The following is a 20,950-nucleotide window of genomic DNA, read 5'->3' as shown; positions in this document are numbered from 1 at the left end:
AGTCTTGAATATCGGTATGAGCGCAAGAAAAAGTAAAATTAGAACCGATGCTGGTATTTTTCCAAGCATGGTATACGAGACACTGCAAAATATGGGCGTTGATGTGGATTTAATATTTTCGCAATTAAATGCGTTACAACATCCAATCGACTATCCTCAACGCGATTTAAGATATGACAATCGTGTTCAAAAAAAATTCTGGGAACTCACAGAAGTTATTACACAAAATTCCAATATTGGTTTAACTGTCGGTCACCATCTCCCCACTTTTCGTGGTCAACTTTTTGAATACATTTTTTTAAGTAGTGCAAATTTTGGCGATGCATTAAAAATAGCAATGAAATACTATCAATATTTCACTACAGGATTGGATATTGAACTTCACATAGAAGATGACACCGTTACCCTAAAAGGTTTTCATCACCCTGTCCGTCATTATTTAGAATGTACGATTACCATTGTTTTATCTTTTTTTGATTATATCAGTCAGGGAAAATTTCAAGCACAAGAAATTTGGCTCAGCTACGACAATACAGAATTTCTGGACTTATATCATGAGCTATGGCATTGCCCAGTTTATTTTAATCAGCCTTATGGTTGTATAAAATTCAAAGCAGAAATTCTAGAATATGCCTCTCCGTCTGCTCAGCCTGATTTATTTCTGTTACATCAAGCTATCATTGAGAAGCACATTGAACTTGTAGATAAACATGAACTAGTCATTAAAATTGAAGAGGCTTTAGGCGAACAACTAAAATTAAGACAATTCGCTCTAGAAGATATCGCAAGAATTCTTAAACTCTCCCCGCGTAAAATCCAAATTTCACTCAAAGATATTGGAACGAATTACGAGAATGTTCTAACGTCATTAAGACAAAAACTTGCTCGTCAGTTACTAGCGAAAACCGCACTCAAACATGATGAAATTGTCTATTTAACAGGGTTTTCAGAGCCATCAGCTTTTTCTCGAGCCTTCAAATATTGGACAGGAGAATCTCCATCCTCGTATCGTCAGCGCATACAAAATTCAACCGATCATGGGTCAATAGAGATAATGTGTAAGAATTCAAAAGCTGGTTCTTCATAAGGATGACTGGCTTTTAATGCACGTGCCACTTCTATGGCTTTATCTTCAGGCACAATAGTTTCTACACGCCACTCTTCAACTTGTTCAAGCTCTCCGACTCGACCTATAAATGGTTGAGCCCCATTGACAGGTTTAAATTGACCTAAGCCCTTGACCTGCCAAGCGCATTGCTCATAATCACCGATCCCGCCTGCACCTGCTTCAAATACTGCCTGTTTCGTCAACTCTAGATGTGATTCTGGTACAAAATAGATCAGTTTAAGCATGAATAACCTCTTCCACTCTTTTCCGCTCTGTTGTCATTTGCATAAGGGCTTCGGTAATCATTTTCAATGCAATATTGTTTGAATGACGATGATAATTCGCATATAGACCAAGCTGTGGTAATTGCTCATCTGTTTTCACAATTTTGATATTATGATTTAAAAACTTCAGGAGGTATTCGGGAGCAAAACTAAAGCCCATTCCCAAATTAATCAGATTGATATGCTGTAATACATTAGTCACCCACAGCATTTGATCATCCATCTTTTCGAAGGGAACTAGAACATTTAATTTGTCATAGAATATTGGTGAAGCATTTTGTTCACACATAATCACTGATGAATTTTTTAACTCTTGTAGTTTCAATGTCCGTTCTGAAGGATGAAGATTGTCCGCAGCCACCAAATAAATTTGTTCTGTCAGAATATGGATATCTTCATAATCTGAATGATCCATTTTGTATCGAGTAAAACATATATCAAGTTCAGCATTTCTAAGTTTTTGTATTTGCTCAGTACAAGTCAAACTGTGTAAATGAATTTTAAGATTAGGAATATTCTTTCTTAACTGCGCCAGAATGCTAGGCATCAGTTTCAGTTCAGCCACATTCAAAAATCCAATGTGAATCTGATTATTCTTTTGCTGAGCGACCTGTCTAGCTGCAGCTACAGCTTGCTTGGCATTGTCCAGCGTCAAAGCTGCGTATTTTAAAAATGCTTCCCCCTCATCAGTCAGTTTGACTTTACGAGTGGTCCGATCAAATAAAGTAACACCGACTTCCTGTTCAAGATCTTTAATTTGCTGACTGAGTGATGGTTGTGCGGTATAGAGCTTTTCGGCAGCTTTAGTAAAGCTTTGCTCTTGAGCAACAGTCATAAAATACCGTAAATGTCGTAATTCCATATCTCAATCAGCCCATCGTGCATAAGTGCACTTTCATTACTTTGAATTTTATATAGATCGATAGTTTATATGAATACGACTATAGATCACTGCACTTTTTTTCTAGACTGACTCAATTCAAAAACTTTCCCCATGTATTCAATTCATTTAGGAAAAAGCATGTCTCAACATTTTGACACTGATGTTCTTGTCATTGGTACTGGTCCTGCTGGTTCAACTCTGGGGCTTGCCCTTGCCAATTATGGCGTCAAAGTTCAATTGTTTACCCAGTTTAATTGGTTAGCCAACAGTCCTCGTGCACATATTACTAATCAACGTGCCATGGAAGTCCTCCGTGATTTAGGTATCGAAGAACAGGTGAAGGAAATCGCAACACCTTGGGAACACATGGGTGAAAGTCTCATCACAACCAGTTTAGTCGGTGAAGAAATTGCTCGTATCAGTGCTTGGGGCACAGGCGATGAACGTCATGGCGATTATATCAAAGGAAGTCCATGCCCTTTAGTAGATCTTATCCAACCTAAAATGGAAGCGCTACTCGTTAAAAATGCGGCTAAGCGAGGCGCTATTTTTAACTTCAATACTGAATATTTATCTCACGTACAAGATGAACACGGTGTGACTGCGACTTTCCTCAATCGGATAACCAGTACCGAATTCAATTTACGCGCCAAATACTTGGTGGGAATGGACGGTGCACGTTCAAAAGTTGTCGAACAATTGGGATTACCACTTGAAGGCGTTATGGCGCGAGCTGGTACAGTGTATGTGACCTTTAAGGCGGACTTATCTAAATATGTTCAGCACCGCCCTGCGATTTTGCAATGGATAGTCAATCCTGAAGCAAGTTTTGGTGATTTAGGTATGGGGCTATTGCGTGCCATCACCCCATGGAATGAGTGGATTATGGGTTGGGGCTTCGATATTTCTAAGGGCGAGCCTCAAGTGACTGCAGAGCAAGTTCGTGCACGTTTAGATGCTTTCGTTGGTGAGCATGTTGAAGATGTTGAAATTCAAAAATTGTCTTATTGGTACGTGAACCAAACATGGGCAACTGAATATTCGAAAGGTCGTGTATTCTGTGGTGGTGATGCAGTGCATCGTCACCCACCATCAAGTGGTCTAGGCTCAAACACCTGCATGCAAGATGCCTTTAATCTCGGTTGGAAACTTGCATATGCAGTTAAAGGTTGGTCTCAACCTACGCTTCTCGATTCTTATACCGTTGAACGTGCGCCTGTAGGTAAGCAAATTGTTGCACGTGCCAACCAATCACGATTTGATTATAAACACCTCAAAGAAGTTTTTGGTTTTGATCAAGGTGTAACAACCCAAAAGCAAATGCTGGAGCGTATTTTTGCTGAAAATGAACAAGGCGCTGAAATACGTACAAAACTCTACAATGCATTAGCAATTAAAAATTTTGAATTTAATGCTCAAGGTGTTGAACTGAATCAGCGTTATAGCTCAAATGCGGTCATCTCTGAATCAGAACCTGAAGTATTTAAACAAGATGATCAACTTTACCTACAAGCCACTACACGCCCTGGAGCAAAAGTACCGCATACTTGGCTCATCAATGCTAAAGGTCAAAAAGTTTCAACTCTAGATATTACGGGCAAAGGGCATTTTACCTTACTCACAGGCCTCTCAGGCAAAGGCTGGAAACAAGCTGCTGAAAAACTTAATCTTGGGTATTTAGATGTCATTCAAATCGGTTCAAGAGATTATCGTGATGTCTATGGTACATGGAATGCGAAGTCTGAAATTCATGAATCTGGTGCTGTTTTAGTACGTCCAGATGGCTATGTTGCTTGGCGTTATCAAGACAGTACCAATGAATCTTTTGATTTTGAAAATACTTTGAGAGCAGTTCTGAAACAGATCCAACTTACTGTTTAAACGAATAAAGCCACCGTTAGGTGGCTTTATTCTGCTGAATTTTTTGGCTAACGTCAGGATTAATAAACAAAGTGTCTTATGATCATGGTCGAAATTTGTTAGATATGTTTATTTGACTTCCTTCATCCTATATACACACAGCTTAACTTGGTATTTCCCTGAGGTGTTTCATCCAAGCTCAGCTCACTAATCCACTTCTCGCCAAAGTATTTTTTCAGTTGATAAAGTACAGTCGATGGGTGACCTTGAAAAATAAAATAATAAGCGCCTGATTCACTCTCTGAAGTTTTAATTGCTTGAAATGCAATTTTGATGACTCGCACACCATACTTTTTAAAGTTCACAGCAAAATCATCTTGAACCATATGTTTGGTTTTATAATTTTGATAAGCATAGATTCCCTGATAAACATCATGGGCTAATTTAACTTCCTGTTTCGTCTAATTTACCTTAATTCCACGCTTTTTTGTTCATTAAGATCATTTGAAATTTGAAAGATTTGCGCTGACGCTTGACAGTTTAAAGAATTTAAATTCATCAGTTTATCAACTGTAATATTTGTTGGATAAGCATGACTGCACATAAGTGCCAAGCCTGTTAAGATCAATATTTTTTTCATAGTGACTATTCTAAAATCTAAAATTTATAAAACATTAAAACCACGAACAATCTGATGACTCGATTGAGTTTTAAAGTTAAATAATAGTTACTCAGTTTAATTAGGTATTTTTTAGCTCCAAATATATTATTCATATAAATTCTACAATTTAAAAATAATTTTACTCTACAAAATGCTTTATTTAATTGTTTATTGAAATAGTAGAATTAACTTATAGAGGGCTTTTGATAAAAATCTGCCTCACTACTTGTGAGTGACTGTTTGGATATATTCCGTTATTGAACAAAATAGTCATTATTAAGTTTTATTTATACAAATTATCATTAAAGCAAAAAAAATTAGCTGAGTATTCAAAGGATTGTCACATTTCTTTCATATCATGACATGGTTCAATTATGAACATATTATAATGAAAGGAGTTTAAAATGAATAAGTTAATTTTATCATCCCTACTTTTAGGTTTGTCTGTTCCAGCGCTCGCTGACTTTAATTGTAACGGTGTAATTAAGAATAAAACCATTGATGACAATATAAAAGTGAAACAACCATGTACGCTTGATCAAGTTACGGTCAAAGGCAATGTAATGCTCTATTCAAATACGCAAGCAACTATTTTAAATAGCACGATTGATGGTAACCTCGAATCTAAAGGAAATTTTGGTCAAGTGACGGCTAAAAACAATAGCATTGACGGCAATATTCAACTTGAAAAAGGTAAAACGATCCAACTGCACAATAACCGTGTAGATGGCAATATTGAACTTAAAGAAAATCGTTCAAGCATTCAGGTTACTGCAAAGCAGGTCGATGGTAATTTAAAATGTGAGTCAAATAGCCAAACTCCAAAAGGCGGACAAAACCGCGTTAAGGGTGACAAAGAAGGACAATGTCGTAGCTTGTAATCATTTATTCGATCAGCATCAACTTAAAGATTCATTAACTGAGCTTTAAATTCGAATTTAAAGAAAGCCACCTTACGGTGGCTTTTTTTACGCTGTTAAGAAATAACCTGCAATTAAAAATAGGATTTGAAGACTGGCCACAAAAGCGAATAGCTTCCAGCCTTTTTGCCTCAACTCGTGTTTGTTCAGTATCATCATTGTTTTGGTCATATCGTCATCTCATACCTGAGTTAAAAACGAACCGCATTAAATTCTTACTTATTATGGTTAGCTATATGTCCAATAAACACTCTTGTCCTAACCTCTATATAAAAGCAAAAACCAAACCAAGTCCAGTGGGAGAAAGATTTTGAAACCAAATCTATAAAAACAAAAAACCACCAAAATGGTGGCTGAATATCGCTATGTTATCGAAAATAAATATATTTTTCCATATAGTAAATTTATCATATTTTTTTAAAGATAATTTTATATATTACTTATCACAATAATCATCGCTTGGCATGGTCATAGATGTGCCATCTAAGGCTTGAGAAAATGCTAATTTTTCGCGAAAGCGTGGTTTGGTATTCGCCGTCATCGCGCCAATACTCTTTGACACATTGGCTGCAACAAAATCCTCTACAGGAAAGACATCGTAAATACAGGAAATCGCACGGGCGATTTCGAAGTTCAACTGTCGCACCCGAATCATTTCGGTTTTATCCACTAACAACACCGCTTGTGAATGATAGGCATATTGTTGAACTGCCCTGCGCTGTTCAGGCTGATGAAAAGTTTGCTGAATATAGGCATCCATATCATCACGAATGCCATTTTTATTCAGGTCAGGTCCTGCGATGTCTGGATCATGATTGAGCTTTGGCAATTGTCCTTGTGCTAGATCAATACGGTCGAGGTTCATCCGCCACATATACCATTCACAGCCAGATAGAATCGATACCATGCAGATCAGTGTGATTTTAGTGATTATCTTTCGCATCAATTAAGTTTGAGTCTTCTATGTTTATTTATTGATCATAACGAAATCACGCCAAAGGTAATAGAGTGCAATATTTGAATATTTATATAACCGTATTCCGCAAGGGCATGATTTTATGTATAAATATGGAATAAAAACTTAGGAACTGATGCAAATCATGTCTAAAAATAAGCAAAATACCGCGAATATACTTTTAACAACAGCAGAAAACCTATCCGATGAAATCTTGTTTAAAACAGCAAATTCTTTTTTAGAAGATGTTATTAAATCAGTTCCATTCGCATCTCTCATTACCAATTCAATAGATACATATACGCAGTTTAAAATAGTAAAAGAGCAAAAACAGCTTTTAGCTTTTATTCAAGAAACTGAAGCTAGTAGCCCTGCTTTTGTTGAAAAATTTTTCAAAGATAAAAGTAATATAGAGCTCGGTTTAGAGATTTTAGGAATTCTTGATCAAACATACTTAGAGCATCACGCAAGAATGATAGGACGTACCGCCGTGCTACTCAAAAATAAAGATATCTCAAAAGAAAAATTTGACAGATACGCCTATATTATTACTAAGCTTAACAATCATATTATTTTAAAAATCGAAGAATTAAATTCGTTAAGTTTAGCTGGCAAGAATTCAGTACCTTTTCAACTCACGGAATTTTTGAGTTTTGAATTTGTAGAGCGAAATCTTGAACCAACTTTTGGTGATCAAGATTTATTGGACGATTTCAAGAATCATGAATATAAAATTTTGGATAATTTCCATGATTTTTATAAGAATATTTTTAAAGATTAATAAAAAAGCCACCCTAAGGTGGCTTTTTCAATCTATTGATTTAATCAACCAATAAACTTACGAGCATTACGGAACATACGTAACCATGCACCATCTTGATCCCAATCTTCAGGTTTCCAAGAGTGCTGAATCGCACGGAAATTACGCTCTGGATGAGGCATCATAATCGTTGCACGACCATCAGTTGAAGTCACACCTGTAATTGCTTCAGGTGAGCCGTTCGGGTTCAATGGGTAATGTTGAGTTGGATTACCTTGGCTATCAACATAACGTAAAGTCACTTGATTACCCGCATTCAATGCAGCAATAGAGCTGTCCGCTGCAACAACGCGACCTTCACCATGCGCCACAGCAATTGGTAAAATCGAACCTTCCATACCTTCTAACAGTACAGATTTAGATTTTTCAACACGAACGTTTACAGCTCGCGCTTCAAACATTTCTGATACGTTACGATGGAAACGTGGCCAGTTTTCAGCACCTGGAATGAGTGGAGCCAATTGAGACAACATTTGGCAACCGTTACAGATACCGAGTGAGAATGTTTCTTGACGGTTAAAGAATTTCTCAAATTGATCACGAAGTTTAGGATTGAACAATACTGACTTCGCCCAACCACCACCAGCGCCTAAAACGTCACCGTAAGAGAAACCACCACATGCCACTAAACCTTCAAATTCATCAAGGCTTACACGACCAGCGAGTAGGTCACTCATATGGACATCGATCGTATTGAAACCGACTTTGTCGAATGCAGCTGCCATCTCGACATGACCGTTTACACCCTGCTCACGCAAGATTGCCATATTCGGACGACGTGTATTGATATACGGTGCTTCAATTTCTTCATTCAAATCGAATGTCGCTTTTGCAATAAGACCTTTATGATCTTTATTCGCAATTAAACTATATTCTTGATCTGCAGTTTCCACGTTGTCACGTAAACGTTGAATCTGATGTGACACTTCAGTCCACGCTTGTTGCAGTTCAACACGATCAAGCGTTAAACCATTGATCGTTAGCGTATCAGTAGTATTCACTGTACCAACGACACTGATCGCATCTTTTAAGCTTGATGCTGAAACTTCAGTCTGTAGTGCCTCCCAATCAGCTTTAGCAATTTGTAATACTGCACCAATTTCTTCAGCAAATAAGCTTGCTACAGATTGATCTTCTAATGCCACACCTAAGCGTGAAGCGAACATCATCTCTGCAACAGTTGCGATTAAACCACCATCACCGATGTCATGGTAAGCCTTGATTAAGCCACGGTTGTTCCAATCTTGCACCAATGCAAAGAATGCTTTGAAGTCATCGAAGCTATCTACGTCAGGCGTTACAGAACCAATTGCTTTATACACTTGCGCAAGGATCGAACCACCTAGACGGAATTGACCTTTAGACAAATCAATACGTACAAGTACTGAATCTAAGTTTTTCAATTCTGGTGTTAATGTCTTACGCACATCAGTCACTGGTGCAAATGCTGTGATCACACCTGACATTGGAGAAGTTACAGACTTAACTTCACCTTCGTCATTCCAAGTCGTACGCATCGATAAAGAATCTTTACCTACAGGAATTGCGATACCAAGCGCAGGACACATTTCCATACCGATGGCTTTTACACCTTCGAATAATGCTTGATCTTCGCCTACTTGACCTGCTGCTGCCATCCAGTTCGCAGACAATTTAATGTCGCTGATTTTCTCGATTTTTGCAGACATGATGTTGGTGATTGACTCAGCCACTGCTAAACGTGCAGATGCCGCAGGATTTAACAATGCTACAGGTGGACGTTCACCCATTGCCATTGCTTCGCCTGTGTAGCCCACTAAACTTGTTGTTGTTACCGCAGCATCTGCTACAGGCACTTGCCATGGACCAACCATTTGGTCACGTGCAACCATACCTGTAATTGAACGGTCACCAATGGTAATTAAGAATGATTTAGACGCAACTGTTGGGTTCTTAATCACACGGTAAATCGCATCTTTAAGATCAGTCACTTTAGCCGCATTAAAGTCATCACCGTGACGTTCGATACAGTCATAGGCGCGGCTCATACGTGGCGTACCACCTAAGATCACTTGCATTGGTACATCAACTGGGTTGTTACCAAACAAAGGATCTTCAACCGTTAAATGACGCGCTTCAGTCGCTTCACCTAATACGGCAAACGGACAACGTTCACGCGCACAGATTGATTCAAATAATTCTAATGAAGATGGACGGATCGCCAATACATAACGCTCTTGCGCTTCATTTGACCAAATTTCCATTGGCGCCATACCTGGCTCCAATGATGGTACTTTACGAAGATCAAGTTTTGCACCTAATTCGTGGTCATTTACCAGTTCAGGCATCGCATTTGAAATACCACCAGCACCTACGTCATGTACAGACACGATTGGGTTGTGGTCTTCCATACGCCAGCAAGTATCAATGACTTCTTGGCAACGGCGTTCCATTTCTGGGTTTTCACGTTGTACAGAAGCAAAGTCTAAGCTTTCGCCCATTGTACCGCTATCTACAGAAGAAGCAGCGCCACCACCAAGACCGATGAGCATTGCAGGACCACCAAGCACGATCAATAAATCGCCCGGTTGGATCGCATCTTTTTCAACGTGGTCAGGACGGATGTTACCGTAACCACCAGCAATCATAATTGGCTTATGGAAACCTTTTACATCACCATTTACATTTTGCTCAAATGTACGGAAGTAACCATTTAACGCAGGACGACCAAATTCGTTGTTAAATGCAGCACCACCCAATGGACCTTCAATCATAATTTGAAGTGGAGATGCCATACGAGATGGTTTACCGTAGTTTTCTTCCCATGGCTGTTCAAAGCCTGGAATATTCAAGTTAGATGTAGTGAAACCTGTTAAGCCTGCTTTTGGCTTACCACCACGACCTGTTGCACCTTCATCACGGATTTCACCGCCCGAACCTGTTGCCGCACCTGCAAATGGTGCAATCGCTGTAGGATGGTTGTGGGTTTCCACTTTCATTAAGATGTGGGCAGCTTGGCTCTTGTATTTATAAACATAATGACCATTTTCATCTTTTTTTGGATAAAAACGTTGCGTATCAAAACCAACAATCACTGAAGCATTGTCTTTATATGCTGACAATACATCTGTAGGTGATTCTTTATAGGTATTTTTAATCATTTGGAACAATGACAATGGTTGGACTTCTCCATCAATTGTCCATTCTGAACCAAAGATTTTATGACGACAATGCTCAGAGTTCGCTTGTGCAAACATCATGAGTTCAATGTCATGCGGATTGCGACCTAACTTGATAAATGCATCAGTTAAGTAATCAATTTCTTCATCCGATAAAGCAAAACCAAATTCAGAGTTTGCTTTTACGAGCGCTTCTTTACCTTGACCTAAAATATCAATCGAGTTCAGCGGTTTTGGCTCAGTTTCAGTGAATAAAGCAGCAGCATCTTCAATTTGATTGAAAACACTTTCTGTCATTCGGTCATGCAGAATTTGCTTAATTTCATTTGAAACGTCTTTTACACCCTTCAAAGTAAACAAAACACCGCGTTCAAGACGATGAACCGGTGTGTTGCAGTTCGCGAAAATATCGGTCGCTTTTGAAGACCACGGCGAAATTGTGCCTACGCGTGGAGTGACTAAGATTTGAATCTCATCTGTGGCTGCTTGGCGTAATTCAAATGACGCACCATCATTTAGAAGCTGTAAAGCTGATTGCTGTTGTTGCTCGTTGAGCGCTTGGTCGAATAAATAAACCCATTGACTTTCTATTGATTGAACCGAACTAATTGACTGTAAACGAGTTAATAGTTGCGTTTGCTTAAAAGAAGAGTGTGCTGGTGCACCGGCCACGATAAACATGCTGATTTTGGCTCCACGGGATGGTCTTTTGAACCATGCCACAATGTGACTTGAAGAGAGCGCATATTCTACTGTGTATTGCAAAATTCAGCTAGATAGCAAAACTGCTTTAAGACATATTTTCGATCGAGTTTACGAATAAATCTTTTTTATTCAGTAAAAAAAATTGAATTGCACCCTATGATGCAATTCAAATGAGATACGCCTAAATAATTCTTCAGTCATCTCAACTATTGAGTGTTGGTGACTTTTAACAGATGTTGAATCGCCTCTAGAGCCATAATCATAGATTTTGGATCAACTAAATCCTTGGTATCACAAGCTTGGTGATAACATGGCGCAAAATCTAAAATTATCTCCCCCTCGTTTGCACCTGGACGTTCTTGTTCATTAAATAAAATGATCGATGTGACCGGCACTTTTCCTAGAAATGGTGATGTGTCGCTTGCTGTTAAAGTGGTGATGTCTTCTTTGATCGTTAAGTTCTTTGCTTTAAAGAATGATTTTAAATGTTCTTCAAGCGCAGTATCTTCTGGATGACTAGGTAAAGACTTTAAGCCATCAATCATTGGTTTATAGTCAGATTCAGATAATCCAGCAGACTTAAACTGGGCTTCTAAATCTTTTAATGAAGATTTATCTACATCAGCAACCAAAATATTCGGATTTTTTGTACCGACCATATCAACATTGATATAAGCCTTTATTCCCTTCAGCTGTTCAGGTGTCATTTTAGCAACAAAATCTTGCGAACCTCCGATACCATCTTCTTCAGAATCCCAAAATGCAAGGTAAATTGTATTTTGAGGATGATTTTCAGATTTTGAATAATGTTGTAATAGCTCTAATAGAACGGCTACACCTGTACCATTATCATTGATCCCAGGCCCTGTGGTCACAGAATCATAATGTGCACCGATTATCGTAGCTAAATCAGGATTTTTACCTTTGATTTCGATAATAATATTCTGACCTACGAGCTTATTACGATTTTCAAACGGCAACATCTGAGCGTGCAAACCAGCTTTTTTTGCCTCTTCAATAATATAGGTTGCAGTTGCCTTACCACCATCCGTTCCAACTGCGCGATTACCGCCATGAGCTGCTGCAATATCTTCTAAGGCACTAAGATGACTCATGAGACGTTGTTCGATCAAATTCGAAGTATTGATTTGCGTGGTTACTTGTTGATTTTGATTTGGTGTATGTGAGCAAGCACTCAACATAAAAATACTGGTCATTAATGCTGTTAAACAAAGTATTTTTTTCATTGTCATGTGGATATCAGTTTATTAAGAATTCCATTTTAGAGAAAAACCTTATTCCATCCACAGATTTTTGTAATAAAAAAAGAGCCCGAAGACTCTTTTTATTTATGTTTCTAAATTTTTAATTAACCAAATCGACCCGTAATATATGCCTCAGTCAATTGATGATCAGGTTGAGTAAATACTTTTTCTGTCGAATTCACTTCAATCAAATCACCTAAATGGAAATAGGCAGTACGGTCTGATACACGTGCAGCTTGTTGCATTGAGTGCGTAACGATTGCAATAGTATATTGTGTTGAAAGCTCAGCGATTAACTCTTCAACTTTAGCCGTAGCAATTGGGTCAAGTGCTGAACAAGGTTCGTCCATTAAAATCACTTCTGGCGAAACTGCAATAGTTCGAGCAATACATAGACGTTGCTGTTGACCGCCTGATAAACCAGTTCCAGGCTGATTCAAACGATCCTTAACTTCATCCCACAAGCCCGCTTTACGTAAACTATTTTCAACGATCTCTTCTAAATCATATTTGTCACGTGCTAAACCATGAAGTTTAGGTCCGTATGCAACGTTTTCAAAAATTGATTTTGGGAATGGGTTTGGCTTTTGGAACACCATACCCACTTGCGCACGCAGTAATACTACGTCGAGATTAGGATCATAGATATCTTGATTATCCAACATGACTTTACCCGTCACACGACAACTATCAATCGTGTCGTTCATACGATTTAAAGTACGTAGGAATGTTGACTTACCACATCCAGATGGACCAATAAAAGCAATCACTTCATTTTGGTAAATATTAAGATCAATGCCTTTAATCGCTTCAGATTCACCATAATAAACATGAACATCAGTTGTGCTCAATTTTACAACATCCGATTTTGCTTCTTTTTTATTTTCGCTTTGCGTGTCAAATTGTGAAACAAACGAAGTTGACGTTTTTTGATTTGCATCTTGAGATGTAAATTGTGTTTGATCTGAATTCACTGATTGATCCTTTTTTAAGGAATTTTGAGTTACTTGCGAAGTTACTGTATTCATATTTTGCTCCGACTACCAACGGACTTCAAATTTCTTACGTAACCAGATCGCTAAACTATTTAAGCTAATCATCATCGCAAGGAGAACAATAATGGCTGCAGCAGTACGACCTTCGAAGAAGTTACGAAGTTCATTACCCTGCCACAAGAAAATCTGTACAGGCAGCGCTGTAGATTGATCGAATGGGCTTGCTGGAACACTGGCTACAAAAGCACTCATACCAATCAGCAATAACGGCGCTGTCTCACCCAATGCTTGAGCCACACCAATAATCGCACCTGTTAAAATACCTGGTAATGCCAAAGGCAGGACGTGATGAAAAACAGTTTGCAGTCTTGATGCACCCAATCCTAATGCAGCTTGGCGAATCGAAGGTGGAACGGCTTTTAAAGAAGCTCGTGTCGTAATAATCACCGTTGGCAATGTCATTAAACTTAACACAAGACCACCTACCAAAGGGGCAGATAATGGTAAATGCATCCAACCAATAAAAATTGCAGCACCAAGTAAACCGAATACAATCGATGGAACAGCAGCCAAATTATTGATATTGACTTCTACAATATCTGTAATCCAGTTCTTTGGTGCGAACTCTTCAAGATAGATCGCAGATGCAACGCCGATTGGAATCGAAATAAAGATTACAATTAACATCATGAACAATGAGCCCATGAATGCACCAGCTAAACCAGATGTCGCTGGTGAACTACGAGAGTCAGGACTCGTGAAAATATTCGTGTTAAATGAATTTTCGATGACACCTTTAGCCTTGAGTTCATCGGCAATTTGACGAATCTCAGGACTAAGTTGTTGCTGTTCATCTGGCAATGAGCGATCAATATTACCTGCAAGCCACACATCAATATTTGCGTCAGCAAGGATTTTTACATCGACTGTTTTACCAACCAAGCTTGGATCATTCATCACCATATCACGGATACGATATGCTTCAGAGCTCGTATAGATATAGCTTAAATCATCACGTTCTGCTTCGAGTTGAGGATCTTGTTTGATCATGGCATTGATGATCAATGCATCCCAATCCACCATGCCAACTTCAGTCTGCCACTCAATAAAGCGTTCTTCATACTGAGCTGGATTCTCACCTTCAGCTAGTACAGGCTTTGGACCAACTTCAACAATCTTTGGATCGAAATAGATTGGCAAATTCATGCTACTTTGCCAAAAAGCAGGCAAGCCTTTCGCTAAAATACTACCGAATAGCAATACTACGAAGAATAAGCCAGCAATCACTGCTGAAAAACCGAAGAAACGGAACGTCTTTTCTTTACGATGACGTTTAGCTAAAGAATTCTGAATAGTCTTCTTACGCTTTTCTCTAAGCTGCTCAGCTGTTGCTGAATCAACTGTCTCGAGAGTATTAGGATTAGAAGTACTCATTAGTCGTATTGCTCACGGTATTTACGCACGATGTAAAGTGCAACAATGTTCAAACCTAAAGTAATCACAAACAATGTAAGTCCTAGTGCGAAAGCGACTAATGCTTGCGGACTTGCAAAGTCAGTATCACCTGTTAATTGATTAACAATCGTAATCGTTACGGTCGAAACAGCTTCTAATGGATTTGCGTGTAAAAGAGGACTGTTACCAGCTGCTAGAACTACGATCATAGTTTCGCCAATTGCACGGGAAGCAGCCAATAAAAATGCACCAATAATGCCAGGCAACGCTGCTGGAATGACCACTTTACGAATCGTTTCAGATTTGGTCGCCCCTAATCCTAAAGATCCATCACGTAATGCTCGAGGCACTTGAGTAATAATGTCATCAGATAAAGATGACACAAAAGGAATGATCATGATTCCCATGACAAAACCTGCAGTGAGCGCACTCGTTGCGTTGATATCAATACCAACCATTGCCCCTACAGTTTTAATAAATGGGCCAATAATCATAAGCGCGAATACACCATAAACGATCGTTGGAATACCCGCTAACACTTCAATGGTCGGTTTTGCCCAAGAGCGGAAGCGTGGAGAAGCATATTCAGCCAAATAAATCGCGATCATTAAACCTACTGGTACAGCAACCAATAGTGCGATCCCACTGACCATGAGCGTACCCCACAACAATGGAAGTAAACCATAGCTACCCTCTGCACTTCCCGAAGTACTGAAACCTGGGTTCCACTCTGTACCAAAGAAGAAATCAAAAGGATTGACGAAACTGAAGAAACGCATCGCCTCTCCAAACATCGACATTACAATCCCTAGTGTTGTAAGAATCGCGACACCAGAACATAAAGCTAAGCCAACATTGATGACTTTCTCGACTTGATTACGCGCTCTAAAATCTTGGCTAATTCTTTTTTTAGCCCATACCAAACCTGCCAATGCAGCGCAAATAACAACTGCTAATTTTGCAAAAGAGCCAATAGTTGAAAATTTACTCAGTTGCTCTGCAGCAGCAACTTCATATGCCGTTGCCGTGTCACTGACACCAAATCCGGACGCAATTGCTTGAACACGGTCAACAACTACGTTTAGGCTTGCTGGATCTAGACTTGCTTTAATATCCTGTGGCAAATGATTAAGCACCACCTGCTCCAAGATCGTTGGCTCAACCAAGTTCCAAACAATCAAAATTAAAAATGCAGGGATACCACACCACAACGCAACTAATGCCCCATAGTAACCAGGACGTGAATGCAAAGCGGCAGAGTTATTTCCCTGACCTGCTAAGTTACGGCTTTTGCGTAATCCGATTTGATAGGCAATGGCGATGATCGCCAATAACACACCTATAAGTAGCAGATTCATGTATTCTCCACTGTCTTTTCAATTTTCATGGTTTGAAAAAAATTTTTTCAATGAAAAAACCAATGGCAGGATAATTCCTGCCATTAGTTTGTCGTTTGATTACTTAACAGCTTTACCTGCTTTAAAGTTTGCCAAAATTGCTGCGCGTTCTTTGTCAGAGAGTGAAATTAATCCCGCTTTTTCTAACTTAGAACCTTTACCTGAAACACGCTTGTTTAAGAAATATTCAGTAAACTGTGGTAAACCTTTGATTGATTTCAAATGCTCACCTTTTACGTAGAAGAATAAAGGGCGTGATACAGGGTAAGAACCATTTAAAATCGTGTTTTCAGACGGTGCCACATTGTTCACAGTTGCAACGCGTAAACGGTCACGGTTTTGATCATAGAAACCTAAACCAAACACACCAACAGCGCTCGGAGAAGTTTTTAAACGTGCAAGTGTTTCTGTATAGTCACCCGCAATTTCGACAACACGACCATCTTTACGGAATGTTGTACAAGCTTTCTTTTTCGCATCTTTATCTAAAGCTTTAATAGCAGCATACGATTCACAACCAGCGTCCACCATTTTCTCCTGGAAGACTTCACGTGTACCATGATTCGAAGCAGGGATTACAAGCGTGATAGGCTCATTTGGTAATGATTTATCAATTTGATTCCAACGTGTATATGGGTTTTTTACCATTTTACCGTTTGAAGGTAATTCAGCTGCCAAAGCTGCAAATACATGTTGCGGACGTAATTTATAAGCTGCTTTGTTAGCATTTGAAGCAAATACGATACCGTCGTAACCGATTTTTATTTCTAATACTTGGTTAACGCCATTTTTCTTACATTCGGCTAATTCGCTCGATTTGATTGCACGAGATGAGTTAGCAATATCGATTGTGTTGTCACCAACACCATTACAAAATTGTTTTAGACCACCAGACGAACCGCCTGAACCAACTACTGGTGTTTTGAATTGAGGGAAATTATTACCGAATTCTTCAGCCACAATACTTGCATATGGCAATACTGTAGAAGAACCCGCAATTTGAATTGTGTCACGTGCTGCATTTGCGGTTGTTGCTACAGCTGCCCCAGAAAGTGCTAATGCAATTGCAATATTTGTAAAGCGCATCATGTTATCTCTCAATTTATGCAAATTTGGAGTACGCTACTTTTTATTGAAGTATTGTACTTATTTCGATACATGCATTTTGATTTGATAATATGACAATAAGGTTACAGCTTTATTACGATTTTATTATTTTTATTACACCAACCTACTTATTTATTTTTTAATTATATTTCAATAATTTATAATAATTACGATTAAATACTGATATTTTTATTACATACTTATTCTTTAATAATTATCCCCCCCTAATTCTGCATAAAGGTTCTTTAATCATGATCTAAAAATATGTCAAAGTTATGAATTTTTGATATCAAAAAAGCGCTCAATTGAGCGCTTTTTTCACAAACAATCTATTAATCGATTGGTGGCGTATATGTACCATCAGCAATTGAAGCTTTGATACGATCAGACTCAGCCAGTACAAGCGCAAGCAAGTTCTTCACATTGTCTAAAGTTGCCACTGGACTTAAAGTTGTCATTTTCAATGATTGAACCTGACCGACTTTAGTCACCCCAATATTCGCTTCACCACGTGCAAACAATTCATCCGCAACGTTTTGATTCAGTGTATCGAGTAATTCTGTTGGATAACCTTCAGGAATTACACGGAACAAGACTGATGCAAATTGTGGCTCAACCAATAACTCTAAACCGTCCGATGCTTTAATATAATCTGCAACATCGCGCGTTAAAGTTACACCGTGGTCAATCATAGAACCGTAAAGTTCTTCACCGAGTGCTTCAATCGTCATCCACAATTTCAACGCATCAAAACGACGTGTTGTTTGTAGCGATTTAGACACTAAGTTTGGTACACCATGCTCTTCATCATAAGCAGAGTTTAAGTATTCCGCTTCATAATGCATAAAGCGATAGTTCGCTTCATCTTTAAGTAAGAATGCACCACAAGAAATCGTTTGGAAATAGTGCTTATGGAAATCAAGTGTGATTGAGTCAGAAAGCTCGATACCATCTAACAAATCACGGTGATTATTAGATAGGATTAAAGCACCGCCCCATGCTGCATCGATATGCATCCACGCGCCGTACTTGTTGGTGATTTCACGGACTTTCTTCAATGGATCAATTGCACCCGCATCGGTAGTACCTGCAGTTGCAACCACACATGCCACAATTTTACCTTCATTTTGAAGGTGTGCCATGGTTTTCTCTAGTGCATCCATGTCCATTCGCGCATTTTCGTCGACAGGCACAGTCACTACAGATTGGAATCCCATTCCCATCATCGCCATGTTCTTTTGCACAGAAAAGTGAGCATTTTCAGAACAAATGACTTTAACGTTACGCATCGCTTCCGCAGGTACGCCATCACGCTGAACAGACCACGGATTGCCGTTTTCGTCTTTCCAGTTTTTCGCGATACATGCATCACGTGCAAGCAATACACCCATCAAGTTTGACTGCGTACCGCCAGAGGTGAACACACCTGCTTGACCTGCACCATAACCAACTTTTTGACGAAGCCAATCGATCAACTGAACTTCCATCAATGAACCTGCAGGGCTTTGATCCCATGAGTCCATCGATTGGTTAGTTGCGTTAATGAGAACTTCTGCGATTTGGCTAGTGACCATAGTAGGACAATGCAAATGTGCCAAAGAATGAGGATGATGTACTTTTAAGCTTTTGTTGAGGAATAACTCAACCATACGCTCTAATGACTTTTCTACACCCAATCCTTCTTTAGAAGGATTAAATGCAATTGCACTGCGAAGCTCTTTAATGCTACCGCCTGTGTACATTTTGTCATTTTGTAACCAAGCTGCTACTGCTTGAGTTGCCTGATCCATTGCTGACGTATAGTCAGCAATGGATGCAGCATCATTACAGAGCAAAGCTTTACGGTGTTCTGCAAAATCTACCATGAATTAAGCGCCTCGTACCGCAACTAAAGCTTCAGAAATTGCTTTCTTAAAGCGCACAATTACTTCTTCACATTCAGCTTGGTTAATAATTAATGGGCAAAGTAGACGAATCACTGTACCGTTACGTCCACCCTTTTCTAACAACAATTTGTTGTTGAAACACGCTGCTTGGATTGCAGCAGCCAATTGACCATCTGCAGGAAGTGAACCCATATGGTCAGCAGGTTTACGCTCATCAACGATTTCGATACCGATCATTAAACCGCGGCCACGTACATTACCGATACATGGGAATTCTGCAGCTAATTTCTTCAATTCAGCTTGAAGGAAATCACCACGCTCTTGTGCGTTTTGCGCAAGATTTTGTTCTTTGATCGTTTTGATCGTAGCAAGACCAGTACCCATAGCCAATTGGTTACCACGGAAAGTACCCGTGTGACCTGCAGGCTGCCAAGCATCAAACTTACGCTTAATACCAAGTACCGCAAGTGGTAAGCTTCCACCTACTGCTTTCGACATCACTACAACATCAGGTTCGATACCCGCGTGTTCAAAGGCAAACATTTTTCCTGAACGCGCGAAACCAGCTTGTACTTCATCAAGAATTAAAACGATGTTGTGCTTTTCAGTCACTTCACGAATTTTTTTCAACCATTTCACAGGTGCTGTAACCACACCACCCTCACCTTGAATGGCTTCAAGAATAACTGCAGCAGGCTTAGTCACACCGCTTTCAACATCTTCGATGAAGTTTTCAAAGAAATAAGTAAGCGCGTCAACCCCAGCTTCACCGCCTAAACCTAGCGGGCAACGGTATTCATGTGGATACGGCATGAATTGAACGCCTGGCATTAAACCATTAACAGCGTTTTTAGCAGACAAATTACCTGTCATTGCTAATGAGCCATGAGTCATACCATGGTAGCCACCAGAGAAGCTAATCACAGTGCCACGGCCAGTATATGTTTTTGCAAGTTTAATTGCTGCTTCTGTACCATCTGCACCAGATGGACCACAGAACTGTAGGCAGTACTCTTCTTTACCACCCGGTAATTCAGCAAGTAAAGCTTCAGTAAAAGCATCTTTTAAAGGTGTCGTTAAATCCAAAGTATGTAATGGAAGACCACTCGCTAAAGTGTCTTGAATACTTTGAATGACCGCAGGATGATTATGGCCCAAAGCCAATGTTCCTGCCCCAGCTAAACAATCGAGGTACTCTGTACCTTCAACATCAGTAACCCAGCAACCTTGTGCTTTTGCTATCGCTAACGGCAATTTACGTGGATAGCTACGAACATTAGATTCCATCTGACTTTGGCGAGTCAAATAGTATTCGTTAGTAGAATTAGGTGCAGGATTTACAGAAGAAACGCTCATATCGAATTACCATCTCTGATATGGGTTAATAGAAATAAGTCGGGTGACTTGCGGTCCTTTGACTCGGTGCTTTATAGAGTTCTAGTTAGCCTATTGTGTAGAGTTATAACTAGAGGGCGCGATGATAACGAATTT

General features: G+C 39.3%; 17 protein-coding genes. 4 read left to right on the top strand and 13 right to left on the bottom strand.

Annotated elements, in window-relative coordinates; all coding sequences use genetic code 11:
* Positions 1-16 precede the first annotated feature (16 nt).
* Positions 17-1,087: a helix-turn-helix domain-containing protein gene (locus AC1M9C_RS06430; RefSeq protein WP_481587772.1), complete on the top strand. Its 1,071-nt coding sequence runs from the start codon at positions 17-19 to the stop codon at positions 1,085-1,087.
* On the opposite strand, the gene AC1M9C_RS06425 is transcribed toward AC1M9C_RS06430, so the two are convergent.
* Together AC1M9C_RS06425 and AC1M9C_RS06420 are read right to left on the bottom strand one after the other, a co-directional pair.
* Positions 1,036-1,353, bottom strand: coding sequence for an NGG1p interacting factor NIF3 (locus tag AC1M9C_RS06425; RefSeq protein WP_481587771.1), 318 nt, complete (start codon positions 1,351-1,353; stop codon positions 1,036-1,038). The genes AC1M9C_RS06430 and AC1M9C_RS06425 overlap by 52 nt on opposite strands.
* Complete coding sequence (locus tag AC1M9C_RS06420; RefSeq protein ID WP_481587770.1) at positions 1,346-2,254, bottom strand: LysR family transcriptional regulator; 909 nt, start codon at positions 2,252-2,254, stop codon at positions 1,346-1,348. Before AC1M9C_RS06420 ends, AC1M9C_RS06425 begins: the two co-directional genes overlap by 8 nt.
* Before the next feature lie 159 nt (positions 2,255-2,413).
* Here AC1M9C_RS06420 and AC1M9C_RS06415 point away from each other — a divergent pair, with 159 nt between their 5' ends.
* Positions 2,414-4,156 (top strand): FAD-dependent monooxygenase, encoded by a 1,743-nt coding sequence (locus AC1M9C_RS06415; protein ID WP_481587769.1) that lies wholly within the window; start codon positions 2,414-2,416, stop codon positions 4,154-4,156.
* A 122-nt stretch (positions 4,157-4,278) separates the two neighbouring features.
* On the opposite strand, the gene AC1M9C_RS06410 is transcribed toward AC1M9C_RS06415, so the two are convergent.
* Entirely contained in the window at positions 4,279-4,500 is a 222-nt protein-coding gene (locus AC1M9C_RS06410) for a hypothetical protein (protein ID WP_481587768.1), read from the bottom strand.
* 700 nt (positions 4,501-5,200) lie between these two features.
* Between AC1M9C_RS06410 and AC1M9C_RS06405 the strand changes: the two genes are divergently transcribed.
* Complete coding sequence (locus tag AC1M9C_RS06405; RefSeq protein WP_481953402.1) at positions 5,201-5,677, top strand: hypothetical protein; 477 nt, start codon at positions 5,201-5,203, stop codon at positions 5,675-5,677.
* An 87-nt stretch (positions 5,678-5,764) separates the two neighbouring features.
* On the opposite strand, the gene AC1M9C_RS06400 is transcribed toward AC1M9C_RS06405, so the two are convergent.
* Together AC1M9C_RS06400 and AC1M9C_RS06395 are read right to left on the bottom strand one after the other, a co-directional pair.
* Positions 5,765-5,872: a KGW motif small protein gene (locus AC1M9C_RS06400; RefSeq protein WP_373687177.1), complete on the bottom strand. Its 108-nt coding sequence runs from the start codon at positions 5,870-5,872 to the stop codon at positions 5,765-5,767.
* Between the two features lie 280 nt (positions 5,873-6,152).
* Complete coding sequence (locus AC1M9C_RS06395) at positions 6,153-6,590, bottom strand: hypothetical protein (protein ID WP_481953401.1); 438 nt, start codon at positions 6,588-6,590, stop codon at positions 6,153-6,155.
* Between the two features lie 226 nt (positions 6,591-6,816).
* Here AC1M9C_RS06395 and AC1M9C_RS06390 point away from each other — a divergent pair, with 226 nt between their 5' ends.
* A complete protein-coding gene (locus AC1M9C_RS06390; RefSeq protein ID WP_481953400.1) occupies positions 6,817-7,452 on the top strand; it encodes a hypothetical protein in 636 nt (211 codons plus the stop codon).
* Between the two features lie 44 nt (positions 7,453-7,496).
* Here AC1M9C_RS06390 and purL read toward each other — a convergent pair whose 3' ends face one another.
* The 8 genes from purL to AC1M9C_RS06350 form a co-directional block, all read right to left on the bottom strand.
* Complete coding sequence (gene purL, locus AC1M9C_RS06385; protein WP_481953399.1) at positions 7,497-11,330, bottom strand: phosphoribosylformylglycinamidine synthase; 3,834 nt, start codon at positions 11,328-11,330, stop codon at positions 7,497-7,499.
* Positions 11,331-11,560: 230 nt separating this feature from the next.
* The gene (locus tag AC1M9C_RS06380) at positions 11,561-12,607 is read right to left on the bottom strand and encodes a M20/M25/M40 family metallo-hydrolase (protein WP_481586385.1); all 1,047 of its coding nucleotides are present in this window, start codon (positions 12,605-12,607) and stop codon (positions 11,561-11,563) included.
* 116 nt (positions 12,608-12,723) lie between these two features.
* Positions 12,724-13,647 (bottom strand): phosphate ABC transporter ATP-binding protein PstB, encoded by a 924-nt coding sequence (gene pstB, locus AC1M9C_RS06375; RefSeq protein ID WP_035267112.1) that lies wholly within the window; start codon positions 13,645-13,647, stop codon positions 12,724-12,726.
* A 12-nt stretch (positions 13,648-13,659) separates the two neighbouring features.
* Positions 13,660-15,048, bottom strand: a complete 1,389-nt coding sequence (pstA, locus tag AC1M9C_RS06370; protein ID WP_481586386.1) for a phosphate ABC transporter permease PstA — start codon at positions 15,046-15,048, stop codon at positions 13,660-13,662.
* Positions 15,048-16,427, bottom strand: a complete 1,380-nt coding sequence (gene pstC, locus AC1M9C_RS06365; protein WP_035267115.1) for a phosphate ABC transporter permease subunit PstC — start codon at positions 16,425-16,427, stop codon at positions 15,048-15,050. Before pstC ends, pstA begins: the two co-directional genes overlap by 1 nt.
* Before the next feature lie 99 nt (positions 16,428-16,526).
* Positions 16,527-17,552: a substrate-binding domain-containing protein gene (locus AC1M9C_RS06360; RefSeq protein WP_035267165.1), complete on the bottom strand. Its 1,026-nt coding sequence runs from the start codon at positions 17,550-17,552 to the stop codon at positions 16,527-16,529.
* A gap of 353 nt (positions 17,553-17,905) precedes the next feature.
* Entirely contained in the window at positions 17,906-19,438 is a 1,533-nt protein-coding gene (locus AC1M9C_RS06355) for a pyridoxal phosphate-dependent decarboxylase family protein (RefSeq protein WP_481586387.1), read from the bottom strand.
* A 3-nt stretch (positions 19,439-19,441) separates the two neighbouring features.
* A complete protein-coding gene (locus AC1M9C_RS06350) occupies positions 19,442-20,815 on the bottom strand; it encodes a diaminobutyrate--2-oxoglutarate transaminase (protein WP_035267118.1) in 1,374 nt (457 codons plus the stop codon).
* Positions 20,816-20,950 lie beyond the last annotated feature (135 nt).

It is taken from the genome of Acinetobacter sp. 24-47-39 (assembly GCF_056783825.1).
The sequence above is the reverse complement of the archived record's forward strand: the minus strand, read 5'-3'. Positions and strand labels throughout refer to the sequence as shown.

Bases quoted from the DNA above. Each gene is read 5' to 3' on its own strand.
- AC1M9C_RS06430 (WP_481587772.1), top strand. From the start codon at position 17: ATGAGCGCAAGAAAAAGTAAAATTAGAACCGATGCTGGTATTTTTCCA.
- AC1M9C_RS06390 (WP_481953400.1), top strand. From the start codon at position 6,817: ATGTCTAAAAATAAGCAAAATACCGCGAATATACTTTTAACAACAGCA.
- pstC (WP_035267115.1), bottom strand. From the start codon at position 16,427: ATGAATCTGCTACTTATAGGTGTGTTATTGGCGATCATCGCCATTGCC.
- AC1M9C_RS06380 (WP_481586385.1), bottom strand. From the start codon at position 12,607: ATGACAATGAAAAAAATACTTTGTTTAACAGCATTAATGACCAGTATT.
- AC1M9C_RS06395 (WP_481953401.1), bottom strand. From the start codon at position 6,590: ATGTGGCGGATGAACCTCGACCGTATTGATCTAGCACAAGGACAATTG.
- AC1M9C_RS06425 (WP_481587771.1), bottom strand. From the start codon at position 1,353: ATGCTTAAACTGATCTATTTTGTACCAGAATCACATCTAGAGTTGACG.
- AC1M9C_RS06405 (WP_481953402.1), top strand. From the start codon at position 5,201: ATGAATAAGTTAATTTTATCATCCCTACTTTTAGGTTTGTCTGTTCCA.
- AC1M9C_RS06360 (WP_035267165.1), bottom strand. From the start codon at position 17,552: ATGCGCTTTACAAATATTGCAATTGCATTAGCACTTTCTGGGGCAGCT.
- pstB (WP_035267112.1), bottom strand. From the start codon at position 13,647: ATGAATACAGTAACTTCGCAAGTAACTCAAAATTCCTTAAAAAAGGAT.
- AC1M9C_RS06400 (WP_373687177.1), bottom strand. From the start codon at position 5,872: ATGATACTGAACAAACACGAGTTGAGGCAAAAAGGCTGGAAGCTATTC.
- AC1M9C_RS06350 (WP_035267118.1), bottom strand. From the start codon at position 20,815: ATGAGCGTTTCTTCTGTAAATCCTGCACCTAATTCTACTAACGAATAC.
- pstA (WP_481586386.1), bottom strand. From the start codon at position 15,048: ATGAGTACTTCTAATCCTAATACTCTCGAGACAGTTGATTCAGCAACA.
- AC1M9C_RS06420 (WP_481587770.1), bottom strand. From the start codon at position 2,254: ATGGAATTACGACATTTACGGTATTTTATGACTGTTGCTCAAGAGCAA.
- AC1M9C_RS06355 (WP_481586387.1), bottom strand. From the start codon at position 19,438: ATGGTAGATTTTGCAGAACACCGTAAAGCTTTGCTCTGTAATGATGCT.
- purL (WP_481953399.1), bottom strand. From the start codon at position 11,330: ATGTTTATCGTGGCCGGTGCACCAGCACACTCTTCTTTTAAGCAAACG.
- AC1M9C_RS06415 (WP_481587769.1), top strand. From the start codon at position 2,414: ATGTCTCAACATTTTGACACTGATGTTCTTGTCATTGGTACTGGTCCT.